At 41.5% G+C, this 21083-nt stretch carries 15 protein-coding genes; 7 read left to right on the top strand and 8 right to left on the bottom strand.

From position 1 onward, the window contains the following. Positions 1–47 precede the first annotated feature (47 nt). The 7 genes from BCY91_RS13245 to recD all read right to left on the bottom strand — a co-directional run bounded on the left by BCY91_RS13245 (position 48) and on the right by recD (position 11274). Entirely contained in the window at positions 48–1166 is a 1119-nt protein-coding gene (locus BCY91_RS13245; RefSeq protein ID WP_120182523.1) for a GNAT family N-acetyltransferase, read from the bottom strand. Between the two features lie 75 nt (positions 1167–1241). Continuing rightward, entirely contained in the window at positions 1242–1430 is a 189-nt protein-coding gene (locus BCY91_RS13240) for a hypothetical protein (RefSeq protein ID WP_120182522.1), read from the bottom strand. 119 nt (positions 1431–1549) lie between these two features. Beyond that, positions 1550–2107, bottom strand: a complete 558-nt coding sequence (gene scpB, locus BCY91_RS13235; RefSeq protein WP_120182521.1) for an SMC-Scp complex subunit ScpB — start codon at positions 2105–2107, stop codon at positions 1550–1552. Between the two features lie 207 nt (positions 2108–2314). Next, the gene (locus tag BCY91_RS13230; protein WP_120182520.1) at positions 2315–2770 is read right to left on the bottom strand and encodes a pyridoxamine 5'-phosphate oxidase family protein; all 456 of its coding nucleotides are present in this window, start codon (positions 2768–2770) and stop codon (positions 2315–2317) included. Positions 2771–2869: 99 nt separating this feature from the next. After that, a complete protein-coding gene (gene recB / locus BCY91_RS13225; protein ID WP_182995385.1) occupies positions 2870–6268 on the bottom strand; it encodes an exodeoxyribonuclease V subunit beta in 3399 nt (1132 codons plus the stop codon). Between the two features lies 1 nt (position 6269). Next, positions 6270–9497, bottom strand: coding sequence for an exodeoxyribonuclease V subunit gamma (recC, locus tag BCY91_RS13220; protein ID WP_120182518.1), 3228 nt, complete (start codon positions 9495–9497; stop codon positions 6270–6272). A 4-nt stretch (positions 9498–9501) separates the two neighbouring features. Then, a complete protein-coding gene (recD, locus tag BCY91_RS13215; RefSeq protein WP_120182550.1) occupies positions 9502–11274 on the bottom strand; it encodes an exodeoxyribonuclease V subunit alpha in 1773 nt (590 codons plus the stop codon). Between the two features lie 220 nt (positions 11275–11494). On the opposite strand from recD, the gene BCY91_RS13210 reads away from it, so the two are divergent. The 4 genes from BCY91_RS13210 to BCY91_RS13195 all read left to right on the top strand — a co-directional run bounded on the left by BCY91_RS13210 (position 11495) and on the right by BCY91_RS13195 (position 16486). Then, on the top strand, positions 11495–11704 hold the full coding sequence (locus tag BCY91_RS13210; RefSeq protein ID WP_120182517.1) for a DUF3820 family protein: 210 nt from the start codon (positions 11495–11497) through the stop codon (positions 11702–11704). Positions 11705–11883: 179 nt separating this feature from the next. After that, positions 11884–13914: a S9 family peptidase gene (locus BCY91_RS13205; protein ID WP_120182516.1), complete on the top strand. Its 2031-nt coding sequence runs from the start codon at positions 11884–11886 to the stop codon at positions 13912–13914. 80 nt (positions 13915–13994) lie between these two features. Next, the gene (locus BCY91_RS13200; protein ID WP_120182515.1) at positions 13995–15308 is read left to right on the top strand and encodes an MFS transporter; all 1314 of its coding nucleotides are present in this window, start codon (positions 13995–13997) and stop codon (positions 15306–15308) included. Positions 15309–15964: 656 nt separating this feature from the next. Then, the gene (locus tag BCY91_RS13195; protein ID WP_120182514.1) at positions 15965–16486 is read left to right on the top strand and encodes an acyl-CoA thioesterase; all 522 of its coding nucleotides are present in this window, start codon (positions 15965–15967) and stop codon (positions 16484–16486) included. Positions 16487–16591: 105 nt separating this feature from the next. Here the strand turns inward: BCY91_RS13195 and BCY91_RS13190 are convergent, their stop codons facing one another. Further along, positions 16592–17086: a YajQ family cyclic di-GMP-binding protein gene (locus BCY91_RS13190; RefSeq protein ID WP_120182513.1), complete on the bottom strand. Its 495-nt coding sequence runs from the start codon at positions 17084–17086 to the stop codon at positions 16592–16594. Between the two features lie 57 nt (positions 17087–17143). Here BCY91_RS13190 and BCY91_RS13185 point away from each other — a divergent pair, with 57 nt between their 5' ends. From BCY91_RS13185 to BCY91_RS13175, 3 genes are all read left to right on the top strand, one after another. Continuing rightward, positions 17144–17818 (top strand): hypothetical protein, encoded by a 675-nt coding sequence (locus tag BCY91_RS13185; RefSeq protein WP_120182512.1) that lies wholly within the window; start codon positions 17144–17146, stop codon positions 17816–17818. 94 nt (positions 17819–17912) lie between these two features. Beyond that, a complete protein-coding gene (gene ppk1 / locus BCY91_RS13180; protein ID WP_120182511.1) occupies positions 17913–19973 on the top strand; it encodes a polyphosphate kinase 1 in 2061 nt (686 codons plus the stop codon). Beyond that, on the top strand, positions 19970–20863 hold the full coding sequence (locus BCY91_RS13175) for a Ppx/GppA phosphatase family protein (RefSeq protein ID WP_120182510.1): 894 nt from the start codon (positions 19970–19972) through the stop codon (positions 20861–20863). Before ppk1 ends, BCY91_RS13175 begins: the two co-directional genes overlap by 4 nt. Positions 20864–21083 lie beyond the last annotated feature (220 nt).

Below are 21083 nucleotides of genomic sequence, written 5' to 3'. Positions count from 1 at the left end.
GGGCTTTGCAACCGCAAAGCCCTTTCTTGTTTAACGATGCTAGCCTTTTAAAAATCGCAGATTAAAGTAGCGTGTTTTTTCCCAAATTCAGAACCGGTGGCGCTGTGTATAGCCAGCATTTTATCATTAAAATCACCCACCCACGAAAGCTCAAGCTCGTCGTACTGGTTTTTGGGCAAAACATATTCTTTCAGTTTAATAAACATCGCCGACTCTAAACCATGTTTCTGGAATTTTTCTTTGGTACCCATTACCACAGCGCGCATCCGGTTTACGCCCCTTAGCTTTTTATACAAAAACTTCAGCTTGCCAATTAAATCTAGCTTGCCGTTTAAGGGCTTAATCATCAGATTGGCATCGGGCAACATTACGATAAAAGAAGCAGGTTCGCCGTTGATGTAGGCAAACCAAATTAACTTTGGATCCATGATAGCCTTCATTTTTTCAAAGCTTTGCTTTACGCTTTCTATTTTGATGGGCGAAAAATTAGTAAAGTTCTTCCAGCCATCATTATATATCTCCACAAAATCCTCGGCAAACTGGTCAAAATTCTTTGGGTCCAAGTATTTAAAAACATAGCCCGGTTTTTTGGCTACCCATTCGGCTATCTTGGTAAAGCGTTCCGGAAATTCTTTATGCAGGTCCAGGTGGTTGGTGAGCTGTTCATAATCAACCCGGAAACCGTAATTTTTAAAGTGTTGCAGGTAATAGGGTTTGTTATAATTCATTCCGTAAGACGGATGCGTAAACCCATCTACCAATAAACCCCAAAACATATCATTTTCGCCAAAGTTGATGGGGCCCGTCATTGCCTCCATACCTTGTTGCTTTAGCCATTCTTTGGCCGTATCAAACAACAGATTAAAAGCTGCTGCATTATCAAAACTTTCCACAAAACCGATTCCACCGGTCGGTTTTTCAAACGTGTAGGCTTTTTTGTCGTTAATAAATGCGGCTATGCGTCCAATTAATCGGTTTTGCCCGTCCTTTAAAATCCAGCGTTTCGCTTTTCCATGCGTAAAAAAACTGTTCTTTTTGGGGTCAAAAATAGTTTCGATGTCTTGGTCTAAAGGACAAACCCAAACTGGGTCGTCTTTATAAATGACGCGTGCAACATCTAAAAACTCTTTCCTGGTTTTTGCAGAGTTAACCTCTAAAATTGTCATAGTAGCGCTTAAGTCTTAATAAAAAAAGCATCCTTTCTTGGATGCTTTTAGTTAATATTTGTGTAGGCCGCGACTTTAGTAGTCGTCGTCCTCGTCATAGCTAAGGTCATCAAAACCGTCTAGGTCATCAATCGGCATATCAAAATCGTCGTCATCCTCATCGTTAAATTTGCTTTTTGATTTCGGATCAGCCTCAGGTTTTGTGCTTTTACCAGCACTTGTTTTCCCGGTAGAGTTGGTGGTGGGTTTAATCTGCTTAGCCATCTTGATTTCCTTTCTTTACTTACTAATGTAGTATTTTAAAAAGTCTTATAAAAATAAATTGTGTGTTTGTGAACGGCAAAAATATAAGGAAAAATGAATTTCAAAAAATTGATTTAAAATTAGTCAATCTTGTTACCAATCTCTATCTGGTTGCTATCCTCAACATCTTTTAGCTGAGGCAAATCGGCTATGGAAGCTATGCCAAAATAATCTAAAAAATATTGGCTTAATCTGTACAATAAGGGTCTGCCGGGACCATCCGCCTTGCCAGAAATGCTTATTAAATCTTTTTCTAACAGCTTTTGCATAGTATAATCGCAATTAACACCGCGTATCTGCTCTATCTCTAGCTTGGTTATGGGTTGCCTGTAGGCGATGATGGCTAAAGTTTCTAATGCCGACTGGCTGAGCTTCTTCTTTGATTTTTGGATGTGCAATTGGTTAACAACGCTTTGCATGCTTTTGCGCGTTAAAAACTGGTAACCGCCGGCAATTTCTACCAGTTCTAGCGCAGAATTTTGCTCGTTATAACGATGTTTAATTTGCGCTATCGCCTCTTTCACTTCCGCGTCTGTAAAATCTTGTTCTAAAGCACCGTGTAAACAAATCAAAATCTCTTCAAACCTTAGACTGGCATCAGATGCAAAAATTAAAGCTTCGATGTATTGGACGAGCATGGGAATAGGGGTAGTGAGTAGTGAGTATTGGGTATTGAGTACCGGGTATTGATATTCTTTTTACCGCTAAGATAAACGATTCTGTTAATCGTACGTTATAAAATCGCAAACCATGAGCTGCACAATAAACCTCAATCCATATTAATGAACTAATGACAAATGAACTTTAATAACTAATGAACTCCTAATCACTAAATGGACTCCAAACTAACCAACTTGCACCATCTTTTTACCAAACATCTCTTTTATTTTGATGCGGTAAACGCTGGTAGTGCCTCTGGTATAAACATCGCTAGTGAAATCGCTGATGAAGCGCACATGCTGGTGGTGATGCTGCGAAATGACGTTTTTTACACCGTTGGCAAATTCTTGCAATAAAAATTTGGCCTCGCTACCAAAAGCTTCTTTAAAATGTCCCTGCACCATAACTGATCTCCAGTTTTTAACATCTTCAATCTGCTCTACCTGTAAAGCAACGCGGCTGTTTTTACGCATGGCTTCTATTTTAAAACCTTCGCCCGCGTAGGCGATGATTGAATCTTTTTGATCAAAATAATAGGTGATAGGCACGGTATAGGGCTTTTCATCAGCAATAAAGGCCAAATGACCGATGTAGTTTTCGTTTAACAGCGCAATGCACTCTCTAGCCTGAAGCGTTTCCATTTTGCTTGATAATTTGGTTTACCCTCAAAATTGCTTTGTAATCACCGGAAACAGAATGACGCTTGTCAGCTTAGAATCAAACGTTCATCATCTTACAGCTTATACCGCAACGCTGTTTAATAGTTTATCTAGTTTGTTTATAAGCGTCCAGCTCGGCTTTGCTGTAAACACACCTGTGTTAGATGCGCTTCGCATTCCGCGTACAAACAAATAAATTACGCCACCAAATTGCCTATCGAAGTTGAAATTTGGAATGCGGCTTTCTAGGTATTTACGCACCGCCAAGCTGTAAATGAGGTATTGCAGGTGATAATTGTTTTCGTTCATTGCTTCGCTTAATTGTTCCGTATCGTAATCTTCAAGCCGGTCGCCCAAATAATTTGATTTCCAATCCAGTACATAATATTTGCCATCATGCTCAAAAAACAAGTCAATTTTACCGTTCATTAAACCTTTTGCTCTTGTCCAAGGCCTAATGGCAATTTGCGCAGCATCTGTACTCAATTGCGAAAGTTGCGCGGGTAAAAACTCATCAAGCAGGAAATCGAACTCGAACTCGTGGATGCATTTGAACGTGTTAACATCTGAAAGTTTAAAAGCACGGTCGCCCAGCAAAATAGGAGCGTTTAGCACGTTCTCTAGCAGGGTATTTAACATTGGCGCATAATATTCTTGCTGTTGCGGCACAAAGCGTTTAATGGCTTCTTCTATTACATCAGCCCATTTTTGCGGATTGTTAAAATGGATGTTCTCAAATATGAAGTGCAACATATTGCCGGTTTTAGCACCTCGCCGCAGTTGGTTAAAAATAAAATCGTCGTACTCGCTTTTTTCGGTATTGCTTTTATTTTTTGTGCTGATGGGATGATCGGCCCGTAAAGCGGAGTAACTGAGCTTATGCCAGTTGCTATCTAATAAAGTGAATTTAATTGGACGTAACGGCTTTTCTCCAGGTTTAAGCGCTGTCGCGCGATAACGGTAGCCTTCTGGCACCTGCTGTTCATCAACAAACTGTATGAGGTTCGTTTGTATGCCATCCAATTCTTTAATGAAAAATTCCATAGACGAACCCTTATAATAACTGGCGGTACTTTTATAAATATAACATTGTGATACCGCGCGCGTAATGGCTACATAAATTAACCGGCGGTTTTCCTGCTCTACTTGTTTCAGCGTTTCTTCTTGTTCGTCTGCACTTAAATCGTGCTTTGCCCCGCTGATGTAATTGCCGCTTTCGTCCCTAAAATTATAATTAAAATCTTTAGGCGGTTCTCTCAAGAAATCTAAACTCGGGATAAATACAATGTTATATTCCAGCCCTTTGCTTTTATGGATAGTCACAATTTTAATGGCATCTTCATCGCTTTCTATCCGTTGCTCAAATTCGTCGCCTTCGGTTTCCATACCTTCAATCCCGCGTTTTAACCAACTTATTAACTCTAAGCTGTTCAGGTTTTTACGATTTTGTGTTTTATGTAAAAGTTCAATCAGCTGATTAAGGTTGGTGACAGTGCGTTCGCCGTTTAATTCCGCATTTTTGAGCAGTTTTTCTTCAATTGCAAAATCCTTGATCCAAGTTTTTAGCGCGGTGTAAATGCCATCTTTTTCCCAAAGAGATTTGTAGTTTTTAAACAGCTCAATAATCAAATCAGAATTTAGGGCTAAAATTTCTTCCACCTTAAAAGCGGTAAAAGGCGAGAGCAAAGCTTTGTTGATGTTGGCCCGGTTGATATCTATAATGGCCTGCAATAAATAAAGCAAATATTGCGCTTCCTGTGTTTGCAGTACTTTTCCGTCGTTAATGGTTACAGCTTGAATCCCGTAGGCAGAAAGTACGTTTTTTATCGCAATACCTTCGCTATTTTTACGCACCAAAATCCCGATATCCTTTGGCAACACCTTCCTCTTTATACCATTAGTTTCTAATTGAAATGTATCGTTATCCAAAATTTTTGCTATCTGCGCCACTAAAGATTGCTGAATAATTCCTTTGTTTTTACTTACGCTGATTTGGATGGGCGCGATAGGCTCGCCGTTTGCCAATAAATTGCCCTTCTGAGTATTTTCTGGTGCTTCTACCGCAATGTAATCTATCCGTTTTTCGGCGGGTGCATCGCCAAAATTAAAGGTGTCGGTATCTGGTTTGGGCTTAAAAAAGATGTTCATGGCCGCTATCATCCGTGCAGAAGAGCGGTAATTCTGGTTCATGCCATACAAATTGTCCACTGCGTTTTTTGCCCTAAAATAAGTTTGTACATCCGCTTTGCGCCAGGCATAAATAGATTGCTTTGGATCGCCAATGTAAAACAGAATGGTGTTTTTGCCGAAAGCTTTATCAAATATTTCGTACTGCAAACGGTCGGTATCCTGAAATTCATCTATAAAAACGGCCTTATATTTTTCTTGCAAACGGGCAACCAGGCTGTCGTTATCTTTTTGCACCAAAGCCACGTGCAACTTGGCAATTAAATCATCAAAACTTACTTGACTGTAACGGCTTTTATAAAAAGTTACGCTTTCACTGATTTGATTGATACCATTGCAAATCAGTATATTAATATGTTTTCGTATAAAAGCTTCTTTCTCAGCTTTCAGCAATTCTAATTCATCAATAAGTTCTAAAAAATGTGCTGCGCAGGGCATTTTATTTAGCGTTGTTTTTGTACGGTTAAACGCTAAGGCCTTTAAAAAGGTGTCTTCATCCTGATAAGGAATAAACCAGTTTGTTAGGTGTTTTTGGCCTGCGCAGGCTTCTTCAATCTCTCCCCGGCGTAGCTTTACTTCGTCAAAGATTTTCTGCTCAAACGTCACGATAGCTTCATGCAGTTTCGCTGCCTCGTCTGCAATTTGCGCGTAGTCATCGGCATTGGTGGTATAGTCTTTATCCGGTTGGTAATGGTAATATTTTGTGCCACTTGAATGGCTTTTTACCACGCTTTGGATTTGGCTTTTGGATAATTTAGCTTTGTGAAAAAGGCCCAAAGCCGGGGTGGGGATGGTGCTGACGTATTTTCGCCAAAACTTGTTGCATTCATCGGCTATCAGTTGTGCCTCGTCTTGCATCAGCTCCACGTTAAACAGCTGTTGCGTTTCAAAAGCAAATTCATTTAAGGTTTGCTGGCAAAAACTATGTATGGTAAGCACTGCGGTTTCATCCAAAAACGCGACGGCTTCTTCCAAAAGCTGGTTTACAGGGTTGCCTGCATTTCTGGCATTTTCCACTATTTGCGTAATGTTGCCATCTTTAACGCTTTCGCCCTGCGCGGCCTTTTGGGCGGTACGCACAAATAGGCGGATTCGCTCTTCCAGTTCGGCCACAGCGGCTTTGGTAAACGTTACCATCAATATCTCGCGGATGTTGATTTGCTTCTCTAACAAAAGCCGAAGCACCAAAATAGCTATAGAATAAGTTTTGCCGGTTCCGGCGCTGGCTTCAATTAAATTACTGCCCGCCAAATCAACGGTGCTGGCATCAAAATTTTTAAATTTGGTATTCATATCATTTAATCCCATCAGCTTTTGTGAAATAGGTAGGAAAAAGCTTTACGGCAGGCTTTAAAATGGTGTCGAAGTTACGTTTAAACTCTTCAAATTTTTCTCCGTCGGTTTCCAAATCCATTTCAAAAAATCCTTCGTTGTATTTAATGTTGGTATAAACGTCGCTGTACTCGGGTTTTTCAAACTTTTTGGTCAATAATTTTTTCAAATTACCCATGTGTAATTCATCAAAATCTGTTTCTCCGTAGCCTAGGTCGGCGTAAAAAAGTAAAATTTCCTGATGCCCTTCTATAAACAAGTTGTGCAAATCAATTAATTTGGCTTTCGCCGATTGTTCATCAATATAAAAAGCCTCATAACAGCGCCCTGTATTAGCGTTAATAAAGTAAAGCTTTAAATTATAACCGCTGGCCTGCGCAAACAGATAGCTGATGTAGGCGTCTATCAGATATTTATATGCTACCGAGGACCAGCATACCACTACCATTTTCTCGCCATAAATATTGGAAAGGCTGCCGTTAAATTTGATGTTGGCTTCGGGTATTTCAAGTTCTATGTTTATTGTGCTTTCTGACAATCCCGAGGTTGCTGCTAAGTACAAGTTGCGCACAGGTTCTACCATTTCTTCCACCTCTGCCACGGCTATTCTCGAGAAATTTTTTAAAGGTAAATTCCCTGTTTTTAACTGCCTTAAACGCAAAGCTTCCTGCTCTTTTGGGCCGTTTCCGCAACGTAACAGGTCCTGCTTTAACTGCCATTTCTCGCGATGGTTTAAATCAAATACTTCTGTGCTTGACAATAGCGTTTCTTCGTCCTCATAATAAATAGCCAAAACGCGGTTGAAATAGGCTTTTATCGGATTTTTGAAGAAATTGACGAACACGTGCGTAGCAAGCTCATTAAAATTAAGTTCTTCCTGCTGTTTGGTAACAGTTAAGCTGTGGTTCATTGCATGTTGAATGTCCAGATAATTGATTTTACCATTCTCGAAGTTTTTAGTGCTAAAATGGTGGAGCGCCTGTTTTTGCACTAAAACATCGGCCACTTTATCATCTGCTACATATTTGTTTTGCAGATAATCCAGCAGCTCATCAACCAGGGCTGATGGCGGCAAGCTAGAGTTATCTTTAACGTTTTGCCCAATGTAACTGATGTACAGGTAATCTTGTGCAGAAAGCAGCGTTTCTAAAAACAAATGTTTGTCATTGTCTTTCACGTTACGGTCGCCGGGCAAAGGATGCTGTGTAATAAGGTTAAAACTCACCTGCGTTTCTTTCCTCGGGAATTTATCAAAGTTTAGCCCTAACAATGCAATTACCTTAAAAGGGATACTACGCATAGGGATGAGCGAGCAAAAAGTAATCCCACCGCCGGCAAAAGAACCCAAACGCGTGCTAGCGCTAATTGCGCTTAACAGACTGTGGCTAAATATGGTGTAACTTATCTCTGCGCCAAAAAGATCAGTTGCGGTGTTGTACTGCTCTAACTGCCCCAGCAAGGCCTGATAATCTTCATCGGCATTTTCGCCTGGGTCAAAAACTAAATTGAGCAACAAGGTTTCCACGTATTTTACCCATTCATCAATAGGTCTGTGGCGTTCGCGCTGCTCTAGCGTACTTATCAGCACTTGCACAAAATGGATAAAGCGGATGAGTTCGTCAGAAGCGCTGCCCTCAACGGCATCAACCGGGAAAATGCTTTCATCGCCATCTAAAAAGTATTCCGATTGGTTACCCAAACACAAACCGTAAATGATACGTTGTAAACCGTAGGTCCAGCTCATATAATGGCTATCGTCTAGCTTATCTCCTTTAATACCTGTGCGGATATTGGCTTTGGCCACCACGCTGCGTATCAAATCGGCATCGCTAATGCCAAAACGCTTGCGGATGTAGCTAAAATCCAGCAATTGCAGCACATCCTCGGCATGGAACTTTTGCGGATTAATTTCCAGCAAGGCAATTAATGCGGCAGCGATGGTATCATTAGAGGCAAAGCTTTCATCGGCAATAGTAAAACCGAATTTATAAGGTGCGTTGTTAAAAACAGCTTTAATGTAAGGGGCGTAAGCATCAATATCGCTCACCATCACTACCACATCACGTGGCGAAAGCCTTTCTTCTTTTTCATCCACCAAAGCCACCAAATAATTGTACAGCGTTTCTACCTCGCGCGCGGGCGTAAAACAAGAATTGATTACCACAGAGCCATCTTTTAATTCGCTTTCGCTGATGTTTTGGCGTGCGTCATCGTTCAGGTTATGGTAAAGCTCGTGCTGAATTTTGTGCAGCAGTGTGTCACTTGTAGGTTCTGCGGTGGCAAGTTCTGTATAAGAATTTATCAGCTCCTCGTTCTCAAACAGCATCTTAAAGGTATGCTGAATAATTTTTCCCCAGCTGGTGAGCAGTTTGTTGCCTTGCATTTCCTCGTACGGTTCTACAAAACCCTTTTTCTTGAGTTGCATTAGCCTTTTGTTGCTCAAATCCTCGAACCAGTAAACGTTAGGAGCGGGGTTAATGAGATAATAGCTAAAATTTACCCATTGCCCAAGCGCATTAAAAATCTCCAGGTGAAAGCTGGTTAGTACCGATAGCCCAAACAAGCTAAGCTCGGGCATCCGGTTTTGCAACATCGCTTGTTTTTCGGGTTGTCGCAGTTCTTGGATGATGAAATTGCCGATAGCGGTTTTGTCTGGAAGTTGCCCACCGGCACTTTGCGCCGCTTTTACCCAAATATAGGTCTGCCATTGGTCTGCATTAAGCTCGGCCAACGACTTTCCGTTCCACTCGCGCATCATTTTGGCACGGTATATTTGATATTGGTCAAACAAATCGGCGACTTTTTCTGCCAGCGCAAATCGTTTTAAATCGGCATCTGGGCCATCCGTTTGGTAATAAGAGGCGATTTTTGGAAAGCGTTTTATAAAATCGCGCTCGCCTAATATTTTAAATATCAACCAACTTTGGTTGGCCGGGTTTAGCAAGGTGCTAAATTCGCCACCTAAAATAGCGTACAGCTGGTTCACCAAATCGTTAGGTTTTAAAAAGCGGTAATTGGCGGCAATACCCAGGTTTTGTGCCATTTGCATACGCAGCCAATTGTTCATCCCTTCGGTTTGGGTAACAATATAATGAGGCCTAAAAACCGAAATATGGCGGTGGCGCAAGTCTGCACAAAGCGCTTCGGCTAAAATATTTAAAGAGTTAGAGGCTTGTATTTGTGACGACATGCTTTTAATTACTTAAAAATCTGTTAATAATGCCCGATGCGCGTTTCACTTGTAGCGAAGCTGCTTTTAAAATACTGTTTGTGCTGGCCTGCAGCAACACTTTCTTTTTGGCACGGGTAAGGCCGGTGTAAAGCAGTTCGCGGGTTAATAATTGTAAGGTTTCAGTTTGCGGCAAAATAATGAGCACTTCATCAAACTCGGATCCTTGGCTTTTATGGATAGTCATGGCAAACACCGTTTCAACGGCATTTAAAAGCCCCGGCAAAACCGCTTTCAGCTTTCCCTCGGCATCTTCAAAGTATACGCGCAACTGTCCGTTTTCGTCTTGCCGTACAATGCCGATATCGCCGTTAAACAGCCCTAGTTCGTAGTTGTTGCTGTTCATAATTACTGGCCGGTTTTCGTAAAATTCGCTATTGGTATTAATTAACTTGGCTGCAACTAAAATCTGCTCAATTTTTTTGTTGGTATAGTACAAACCTTGCTCGCCTTCGCGTATGGCACACAAAACCCGTAAATTATTGAGCAATTTTAACGCTCTGGAAATGTCTTTTTCTTGGATGTAGGCCTTGTAGCCCATCGCAAAATCTTGCAAAACAGTGGCTTGGTATTCCGAATCTATCAGCACCTCGGCACCGCCATCACCGTTTAAAAATTGCTCAATGGCCGTAACGTTATTTTGGATAATGGCTTTGCTAAACTTGCCGATGCCTGCCTCATCGCTAAAACGGTGGCTGTACAACAGTTCCACAATTTTTTGTGCCAAAGGGTGATTCAAGGGCTTTGCTAGGGCAGGTATTTTCGCACTTTCATCCTTTATAAACCCGTTAATTAACTGCAAGTGGGTTTCATCAAAAACATTCAATTGCGCTTGTGCCATGCACAAATCGCCAAATAAACTACCGGCTTCTACCGAAGCAAGCTGATTTTTATCGCCCAGCATAATCAGTTTAGTGTTTTCGCCAATGGCATCCATCAGCTTGGCAAACAAAGCCACGTCAATCATCGAAGATTCATCAATAATCACCACATCATAAGGCAACACGTTTTGCGCATGGTGTTTAAAGTATGGCGATTTGGGAATGTAACCCAATAAACGGTGCAAGGTAAGCGGCTGCAGCTGCGCAAATTTTTGTTGTATTTCGGGCGAAGTATCTAGCTGGGCATTTTTTAAAGACTCGCCCATCCGCGCGGCCGCTTTGCCTGTGGGCGCTGCTAAAGCCACTTTCAAATTGCTGTTGTTACTAAAAAGTAGGGCCAATATTTTAGCAACGGTGGTTGTTTTTCCGGTGCCCGGCCCGCCGGTGATGATGGCGAAACTGTTTAAATAAGCAACAACCGCTGCCGCCAACTGCCAATTTGTAACTCCAGCCGTTGACGGAAACAGGCTTCTAACTAAATCACTTTTTGCCAAAAGTTCTTTAGTGCGTAGGGGTTCTTCCTTTTTATCCGCAAAAACAAATTGCTGGATACGCGCTAAAATTTTGCTTTCATAATTAAAGTATCGGTACAAATAAAAGCGCCTATCTTGCAATACAAAAGGCTTATTTTCTTCTATTGAAGAACATACCAGCGCACTTTTAGGCAATTTCTGTTGTGCTTTTTTCAAATCTGTATAGCTGGCCGGTAAATTCTCCTGCACCAAATCTTCATCATCTAAATTTACGCAGATATGCCCCTCGGCCAGTTTTTTTGAAACCAAATAGGCAAAGGGTTTTACATTTTCATCATTAAAAAAAGAAGCAAATTGCTGGTGAATATCGTTGAGCGTATGCATTTGTAAAAGTTGTGAAATTGGGCGTTGCGCCGCTTGGGCGTCGCCGGCAGGATTTCCGCGTCCATCCCTAACGCAAACCCGTTTTAAATTTGTTTCAAGGTAATAAAAAAATCCGCCTTCCAACCGTTTTAAAAGCGTATTTTACCGGCAAATTTCAATTAATACTTAGTCGCTGATTTTCAGTGCCACACAGCGCTATTCCTGTTAAATTAAAACCCAAATGAACCCGCAAATCCTGCTCGATTTAGTAAAAGTAAAAATGCCTTTCGGTAAATATCAAGGGCGCACCCTCTGCGATTTACCGGTATCGTACCTCGAATGGTTTGCTGCCAAAGGCTGGCCTCCGGGAAAATTAGGACAGCAACTAGCTACCATTTATGAAATTAAACTGAACGGGCTGGAGGAGCTGTTGAGGCCGTTGAGGAAATGAGAGGAAGGAGTAAAGAACAAGAGTAAGGAGCAAAGATTAAAGAATAAAGAATAAAGACTTCTGCCTTAAACAGCATTGTTACGCAGATGCTTTTTAACACAATTTCCGTAATCCCTATCTTTAAGGCATAAAAATGGCATTATTGTTAACGATATGAATGCCACAAACACAGCAAAAACATGAGAAAAATATTAACCACTGCCTTTATTTTGTGCGGCTTTAGCGCTTTTGCACAGCAAAGTTTAACGCCTCAAGCACTTTTAGAGTTGGGTCGCGTAAGTGGCGAGCGCCTTTCGGCTGATAAAAAATCGGTCATCTACGGCGTATCTAATTTTGATTTAGCAAGCAACAAATCGGAACGGAACCTGTTCCAAATTCCCTTAAACGGCGGGCAAGCCAAGCAACTCACTAAAACCGTAGGTTCCGAAAGCATTATCGATATTAAAAACGGAAAAACCATTTATACCCACAAAGGCCAGCTATGGGAAATGAATGCCGACGGCAGCGGTGCCAAGCAGTTGACCAATTATAAAGGCGGGCTTGCCAACGCAAAAATATCGCCCGACGGCAAAAAGATTTTGTTTACCAAAGAGGTGCAAATGATTAAAACCGTTGCCAGCGACAAATACACCGACCTGCCAAAATCTAACGCCTATATCTTCACCGACTTAAATTATCGCCATTGGGATACTTGGGAAGACGGTAAGTTTTCGCATGTGTTTGTAGCCGATTATCAAAACGGCAACATCAGCAACGAACTAGATGTGATGAAAGACGAGCCTTATGACTGTCCGCAACAGCCTTTCGGTGGACCGGAGGATGTAATTTGGTCGCCAGATAGTAAAGCTGTTTTATACGTTACCAAAAAGAAATTCGGCAAAGATTACGCGCAAAGCACCAACACCGATATTTACCGCTACGAGCTGGCCAATAAACACACTTTTAATTTAACCAGCGGTATGTTGGGTTACGATACCCAACTGGCATTTAACAAAGATGGCTCGCGCTTGGCATGGACAAGCATGGCAGAGGACGGCTACGAATCGGATAAAAACGATATTATGCTGTTTGATTACAGCAGCAATGTTTGCCACAACCTTACCAAAGACTGGGACGAAACCGTTAGCAGTTTCGTATGGAGCGAGGATAATAGCAAAATTTACTTTTTAGCGGTTAAAAACGGCACCGAACAGCTTTTTGAGCTAAGTCTGAACAAAGATTTAAACAACAACACGGCAAAAAATATCCGCATGTTAACCAATGGTAGGTGGGATATTAATGGTATTGTGGGCCAAAGCGGCAACACCATGGTAGTATCGCGCACGGATATGAACCATGCAGCAGAATTATTTAAGGTAAACCTTAAAAATGGCGATGTAAGCGCTTTAACCGCCGTAAACAAAAAGTTTTACGATGGTTTGGCTATGAGCGAGGTTGAAGCGAGAACAGTGAAAACCAGCGACGGGAGAGATATGTTAACCTGGGTTATTTATCCTCCAGGTTTTGATCCTACTAAAAAATATCCAACTTTATTGTATTGCCAGGGCGGGCCACAGTCGGCGTTATCGCAGTTTTACTCGTTCCGCTGGAATTTCCAACTTATGGCAGCGCAAGGTTATATTGTGGTAGCTCCAAACAGGCGGGGGATGCCGGGTTACGGCGTGGAATGGAACCGCGCCATCAGTGGCGATTGGGGCGGACAGCCGATGAGAGATTATTTAGCAGCCATTGATGCCGTAGCCAAAGAACCTTATGTGGATAAAGACCGTTTGGGTTGCGTTGGCGCCAGCTACGGTGGCTACTCGGTTTTTATGTTGGCCGGTATGCACCAAAACAGGTTTAAAACTTTTATTGCGCATGATGGTCTGTTCGATTTAAAAAGTTGGTACGGCACTACAGAAGAGCTGTTTTTTGCCAATAAAGATGTGGGTGGCCCGTATTGGGGCAAAAACATTCCTAAAAGCTACCGCGATTTTGATCCGTCAAATTTTGTAGACAATTGGAATACGCCAATTATGATTGTGCAAGGCGGAAATGATTTTCGCGTGCCTATAGAGCAAGGTTTGGAAGCCTTCCAAGCGGCACAACTCAAAGGCATCAAAAGTAAACTATTGTATTTGCCCGAAGAAAACCACTGGGTGCTATCTGGGCAAAATGCCATGGTTTGGCAACGCGAATTTTTTGATTGGCTGAAAGAAACCCTGAAATAAACGCCAATATTTTATGATTTTTATTCATATTTAAAGCCGGAATTTCCGGCTTTTTTTGTGTTGAAACCTACCAAAACCACATGTATTTAAAAAACAACAAAAAAACAATCCGCGCCTGGGCAATGTTTGACTGGGCAAACTCTGCTTACAATTTAGTGATTACTTCCACTATTTTTCCGGCATACTACACCGCCATTACCAGCACTACAGTTCATGGGCACAGCACAGATAAAGTGCAATTCTTCGGGTTCAGCTTTGTAAACACGGCACTTTCTAATTATGCGCTAGCCGTTGCTTACCTCATTATCGCCTTAATAACGCCCTTGCTCACCGCAACTGCAGATTATCGTGGCAACAAGCGGATATTTATGAAGCTTTTCACTTGGCTTGGCGCGTTAGCTTGTTGCGGACTGTATTTTTTTAAGTTGGAAACGCTGGAACTGGGCGTCATTTTATTTGCCTTGGCGGCCATAGGTTATTGCGGTGGCATAGTTTTCAACAATTCGTACTTGCCAGATATTGCCACGCCCGATCAGCAGGACCGTGTAAGCGCGAAGGGCTTTGCCTATGGCTACATTGGCAGTGTGCTTTTGCAAATCATTTGTTTTGTTTTTGTGCTAAAACCCGATTTGTTTGGCATTACAGATGCGTCTTTCCCTGCACGTTTGTCTTTTTTGTTGGTTGGCATTTGGTGGATTGCTTTTGCGTATATCCCTTTTTCCGTTCTGCCAAAAGGAAGCCCCAACTACAATAAAATTGCGAAGAGTAAAATTGCCAGCGGTTATGATGAGTTGCGCAAGGTATGGTCGCGCTTGAGCGAGATGCCGGTACTGAAAACGTTTTTAGTGGCCTACTTTTTTTATGCCATGGGGGTACAAACCATTATGTTGGTTGCGGCCAATTTTGGGGAAAAGATTTTGCATTTGGGCACCTCTAAATTGATTGCTACCATTTTAATTATCCAGCTGGTGGCTATTTTGGGTGCTTACGCGATGTCTCGCTTGTCGCAAGTTTTCGGTAATATAAAAGTGTTGCTGTTTGTGGTTTTTATATGGATTTGTACCTGCATTTGCGCCTATTTTATCCAAAACGAGTTTCAGTTTTATGCTTTAGCTGCTGTGGTGGGATTAATCATGGGCGGCATCCAATCGCTTTCGCGTTCTACTTTTTCTAAGTTTTTACCTTTAGATACACCAGATACTGCATCTTATTTTAGTTTTTACGATGTTACCGAAAAGCTAGCCATTGTAGCAGGTTTATTTAGTTTCGGATTTATTGAAGAGCTTACCGGAAATATGCGCAACAGCGCCGTAGCTTTGGCTTTGTTTTTTGTAATCGGTTTTGTGATGTTGTTTGTGACTAGGAGCAAAGAAGTGGGTTTAGCTAAAAGATAAAAGAACAAGGATTAAAGATTTATTACATCTCTAAAAAAGATTTGTATTAAAAGCGACTTCGTTTCGCCAAGCGAGGATGAGCTATTAAAGCCAACGATATTATCAATTAATAGGAGCGGGCTCTTCAGAGCAGCACATACATTGTTTTAGCCGAAGCCTCGGTACAGAATTTCGGCTAAAATTATACATCGGGCTAAAGCCCGATGCTATTGATCACCTTGCTACGAGGGGATATCGACGATTTCTAGGCAACATCATCAAAAGACCATCGGGCTAAAGCCTGATGAGATTGAAGCACCTTCCAATGAGCAGATAATGATGATCGTTGACAATGACTGATATTTCAAAAAATAATTGAACCGCTTTTCAAAAAATCAGGTAACGATGATTAGCAACCATAACAATCAAAATTTGGGTCAACAGGACATGATAAAAATCGTGACGCCAATAAATAAAATATTATCTAATAGCACAAATACCCGTGCCTGACATTGCCCAATTCAATAGGAGCGGGCTTTAGCCCGCTCTTAGCCAATATCGTAGGCGGCTTTAGCCGAAACCTAGCCTTAAAATTAATCACTGCTATCTATTCACCACTACCCATTCACTACTAACTATTGACCATTGACTACTAAAAAAAACACTAACTTGTACGCATGAACAGCAAAAGCCCAGAACAATCACTAACTACCATGAACGAGTTGGTACTGCCCAACGATACCAATCCTTTAAATAATTTAATGGGGGGCAGGCTATTGCATTGGATGGATATTGCGGCCGCTATTTCGGCACAAAAGCATTGCAACAGGGTAGTGGTTACTGCTTCGGTAGATAATGTTTCTTTTCAGCACCCTATAAAGTTGGGCGATGTAGTTACGCTTACCGCTAAAGTGACCCGTGCTTTCCATACCTCGGTAGAAGTGAGGTTGGTGGTGTGGGCAGAGAATATCCCCTCGGGCGAAAAAATAAAATCTAACGAGGCCTATTATACTTTCGTGGCTTTAGACGAGCAGGGAAAAAAAGTGGAAGTGCCTGCTGTAAATCCGGAAACCGAAAAAGAGCGCGAACTTTTTGATGGCGCCTTATTACGCCGGCAGCTCCGTTTAATTTTAGGCGGCAAAATGAGCACCGACGAAGCAACTGAGCTTAAAGCCTTGTTCAGCGCCGCGAAGCAATGATAAACAGTCAATAGGAAGTAGGAAGTAGTCAGCAGCAGATAGGTACTTACTATTGACCATTGACCATTGACCATTCACTTTTCACCATTCACCAATCCCCAGCAACTAGCTTCTCATATTCACATATTGCAAAGGTTGCCCAAAATCTTCGCCTCTGCATACAGCAATAACCGCTTGCAAATCGTCAATTTTTTTGCCGGTTACGCGCACTTGGTCGTCCATAATAGCTGCCTGTACTTTTAAACCGCTGTCTTTAATCTTCTTTACCACTTTTTTAGCGGTTTCCTTGTCGATACCCTGTTTTACAGCAATATCTTTTTTTATCATGTTGCCACTAACAGCGCTATAAGGTTTTTCAAAATCAAGCGCTTTCGGATCTAAGTTTTGCTTTACAAAACGGCTGATTACCGCATCTGTAATGGCTTTTAAACGCATATCATCTTCGGTAACTATGCTAAGTATGTTTGTCTTTTTATCTAGCTCAACAGTACTTTTTGAGGTGTTAAAATCGTAGCGGTTTAAAATTTCTTTCTTTGCATTGTTAATGGCATTGTCTAAAGTTTGACCATCAATTTTGCTTACAATATCAAAAGAAGGCATATTTGGAATATTATTTGTTATCTTAAAAAAAATAAAGATAATTTAAAATTTTAAACCATGGCACCTAAATCTCAGAAAACAAAAGCCAACCAAAAAATGGGTAAAAAGGCTACTGAACAATTAGAAATCAGCTTGCGCAAAAAAATAAAAGACTTTGTAGTTAGCTTAGGGCATGATGCAGAAGATATTGGCGAAGAAATTAAGAAGACCAGCAAAGTTTTGGCTAAGCGCTTAAACCGCAAATTTAAAAATGCGAAAGAGCAGGTTGAAGAAACGGTTAAAAAAGCAAAAAAAGACATCGGTAAAAAGGCGAAAAGCAAAAGAAGCAAAACCGACAAAAATTTAGAAAAGGCCAGCAAAGAACTAAAAAAGCTAGCTAAAAAAGCGGTTTCTGTAACTAACGTAGATGTTTTGCCTACTATCCAAAAAGAGGATAGCAGCGCAAGAAAAGCAAGTGCCCCAAGAAAGCGCGCTAGCACAACTGCCACGGCAAAACCAGCTACCAAAACTACAGCTACCCGCAAAACAAACGCGCAATCCACAGCCAAGGCCAAAACCACTAGGACAGCGAAAACACCGGCTAAAGCCACAAACCCTGCAAATGCGCACCCAGAAATACCTAAAACACGGGGCAGAAAAGCGTTTAACAGCGCTCCCAAATCAGATCCGAAACCGCATAACACCGATGCGGTATTAGAAGCCGGCCCAGCAAATAAATACAAAAGAGGCTAGCATTAAATTAACCTTGGCTTAACGTTCCAAATCAGCTTTATTACTATTTTGCGCAACCGCGGCTTGCGCAAAATAGTATGTATTTTTTTATTAAATGACTAAAGAAAAACCTCCTTTAATCAACAGAGAAATCAGTTGGCTTTATTTTAATGCCCGCGTATTGCAAGAAGCGGCAGACAAAAGTGTGCCTTTGATAGAAAGGATTAAGTTTTTAGCCATATTCTCATCCAATCTGGACGAGTTTTACCGCGTAAGGGTGGCAACGCTAAACCGCCTAATCACAGTAGTAAGTAAAACCAAGGCCGAGTTGGGTTTCAATCCCAAAAAAATCCTGAACCAGATTAAAAACATCGTTGTAAAACAAGAAAAGAAATTTAATCTGCTGTACGAAAAAATCATCAAAGAACTTGCTGAAAACAAGATTTTTATCCTTAATGAGCAACAGCTAAACGTTAACCGCGGCTCCTTTGTTAAAAGTTATTTCCGCGAAACCATTTTGCCGGCTATTGTACCTATCCTTATCGATGAAAAAAAGCCTTTACCTCAGTTGCGCGATCGCGTAATTTACTTTTTGGTAAAGCTAAGTCGAGACCATAGCAAAGCAAAGAACAAATATGCGCTGGTAGAAATCCCCGAAAGCTTGAACCGCTTTTTGATTTTGCCGGATACCAACGACCTTAAATTCATCATTCTGCTCGACGATATTATCCGTTATTGCTTAGATGAGATTTTTTTCATTTTTGAGTACGACCATATTGAAGCCTACAGCTTGCAGGTAACGCGCGATGCGGAGCTGGATTTAGACACCAACGTGAGCGACCGGTTTATTGAAGCTTTATCTAAAAATCTGCAAAAGCGAAAAAGAGGCAAGCCCATGCGTTTGCTGTACGATAGCAGTATGCCTATGGACATGCTGAATTTGATGATCAACAAGCTGGATTTGCATCCCGAAAGCTTAATTCCCGGTAACAAATACCACAATTTTAAAGATTTTATTGCCTTTCCGCACGTTGGGCCGGAGCATTTGCGCTACAAAAACATCAAACCTTTGCCCGTTCAAAGCCTTAGCGTAAACAAAGGCATGTTTGAACTGCTGAAGAAAAAAGATTACCTCATTAACCTGCCTTACCAATCTTTCGATTACATCATCCATTTTTTGCGCGAAGCCGCGATAGACCCGCATGTAAGCACCATACACATCACTTTGTACCGCTTGGCAGAAAATTCGCGAGTGATAAACGCGCTGATAAATGCCTCAAGAAACGGCAAAAAGGTAATTTGTTTGGTAGAGCTAAAAGCGCGTTTTGACGAGCAGGCGAATATTTACTGGACGGCAAAGCTGGAAGAGGAAGGCGTATATGTAAATTACGGGATTACCGGATATAAAGTGCACACCAAAATTTGTTTGGTTACCCGCATAGAAAAAGGGAAAACCACCTACTATGCCAATTTGGCCACCGGAAACTACAACGAGAAAACCGCCAAACTGTATTGCGACCATAGCTTGTTTACCGCCAACACCGATATTACCAAAGAGCTAAATAAGCTTTTCCACAATATAGAGCGCAAGAAAATATCTAAAGGCTACCAACATTTGATTGTATCGCCAACGGAAACGCGCAATAAGCTATTTGGCTTTATTGATAGGGAGATAAAGTTTGCAAAGTCCAAAAAAGATGCTTTTATGGTGCTAAAAATGAACTCTTTGGCAGATGAAGAAACCATAGAAAAGCTGTACCAAGCCAGTAACGCGGGTGTTACCATTAAATTGATTGTTCGCGGAATGTGCTGTTTGGTGCCTCAGCAAAAAGGCTTCAGCGAAAATATAGAGGTTATTTCTATCGTAGATAAGTTTTTGGAACACGCCCGCATTTGGTGGTTTGGCAATAATGGCCAAGATGAAATTTATATGCTTTCTGCCGATTTAATGACCCGCAATTTGGATCACAGGATAGAAGTGGGCTTTCCTATTTTAGATGAGGAACTAAAAGATGAGGTAAAACAGCTCATCAACATCCAGCTGATGGACAATACCAAGGCGCGTGAAATTAACGGCCTAAACAATAACAAATATCGCAAAACTGGCATTACAGTACCGTACCGCGCACAAATTGACAGCTATAATTACCTAAAACATAAACTACAAAGCAATTGAGATACGCCGCTATAGATATTGGCTCAAACGCCATCCGCTTGTTAATAGCAACGGTTTTAAAGGATAAAGAACAGGTTAGCTTTAAAAAAACTACGCTTATCCGCGTACCGTTACGCTTGGGCGATAACGCTTTTCTGGACAAAAAGATTTCAGACAAAAAAGCCGACGATTTGGTAAAGGCCATGAGCGCTTTTAAGCAGTTGATGGAAGTTTACAAAGTGGAAGATTATATGGCTTGTGCCACCTCTGCTTTGCGCGAAGCTAGCAACGGCGCCGATTTGGTGGCGCGCATAAAAAAAGAAGCCGCTATTGATTTAGAAATTGTTGGAGGGCAACGCGAAGCCAACATCATTTACAGCAGCCATATAGACCAAACCTTAGACAAGCACAAGAACTATTTATATATAGATGTGGGCGGCGGAAGTACCGAGCTGTCGATTTTTTCGGAAGGCAAGCCTTTGGCGTCTAAATCGTTCAACTTAGGCACCATCCGTATTTTGGACCAGCAAGATAAACCCGAAACTTGGGACGACATGAGCAACTGGATTGCCAAAGAAGCCAAGCACCTTAAAAATTTAGAGGGAATTGGCACCGGGGGCAACATTAACAAGCTTGCCCGTTTGGCAGGTACTAAAGAAGGAAAACCTTTGAGTTTTGCGAAGCTGCAGGCGCAGTACAAATACCTTAATGCCCATTCTTTAAAAGAGCGTATTTATAAAATTGGCCTTAACGCGGACCGTGCCGATGTAATTATACCTGCCTGCCAGATATTTTTAACGGTAATGAAACAAGCCGGAATAAAACAGGTGCACGTACCTAAAGTGGGTATGGTGGATGGCATTATCAACTTATTGATAGAGAAGAATTTGGGAAGAGGGAAGGAGTATTGAGTATTGGGTAGTGAGTATTGAGTATTGAGTATTGAGTAATGAGTATTGGGTGTTAAGTATCAAGACATAAGTATCAGGTATCTATTGAACGCCTTTAAAAAACAAGCTAAACGAATGAAAAGGAGAAGCTTTTCCACCGACCGGCAATGAGGCGGGGAAATATGCGTTTTTAAGATAAATCCCATTTGTTATCAGCACTTGGCTTTCCGCCGCTCATCGG

This window comes from Pelobium manganitolerans, from assembly GCF_003609575.1.
Classification (GTDB): domain Bacteria; phylum Bacteroidota; class Bacteroidia; order Sphingobacteriales; family Sphingobacteriaceae; genus Pseudopedobacter; species Pseudopedobacter manganitolerans.
This window is presented reverse-complemented; position numbering and strand designations above follow the sequence as displayed.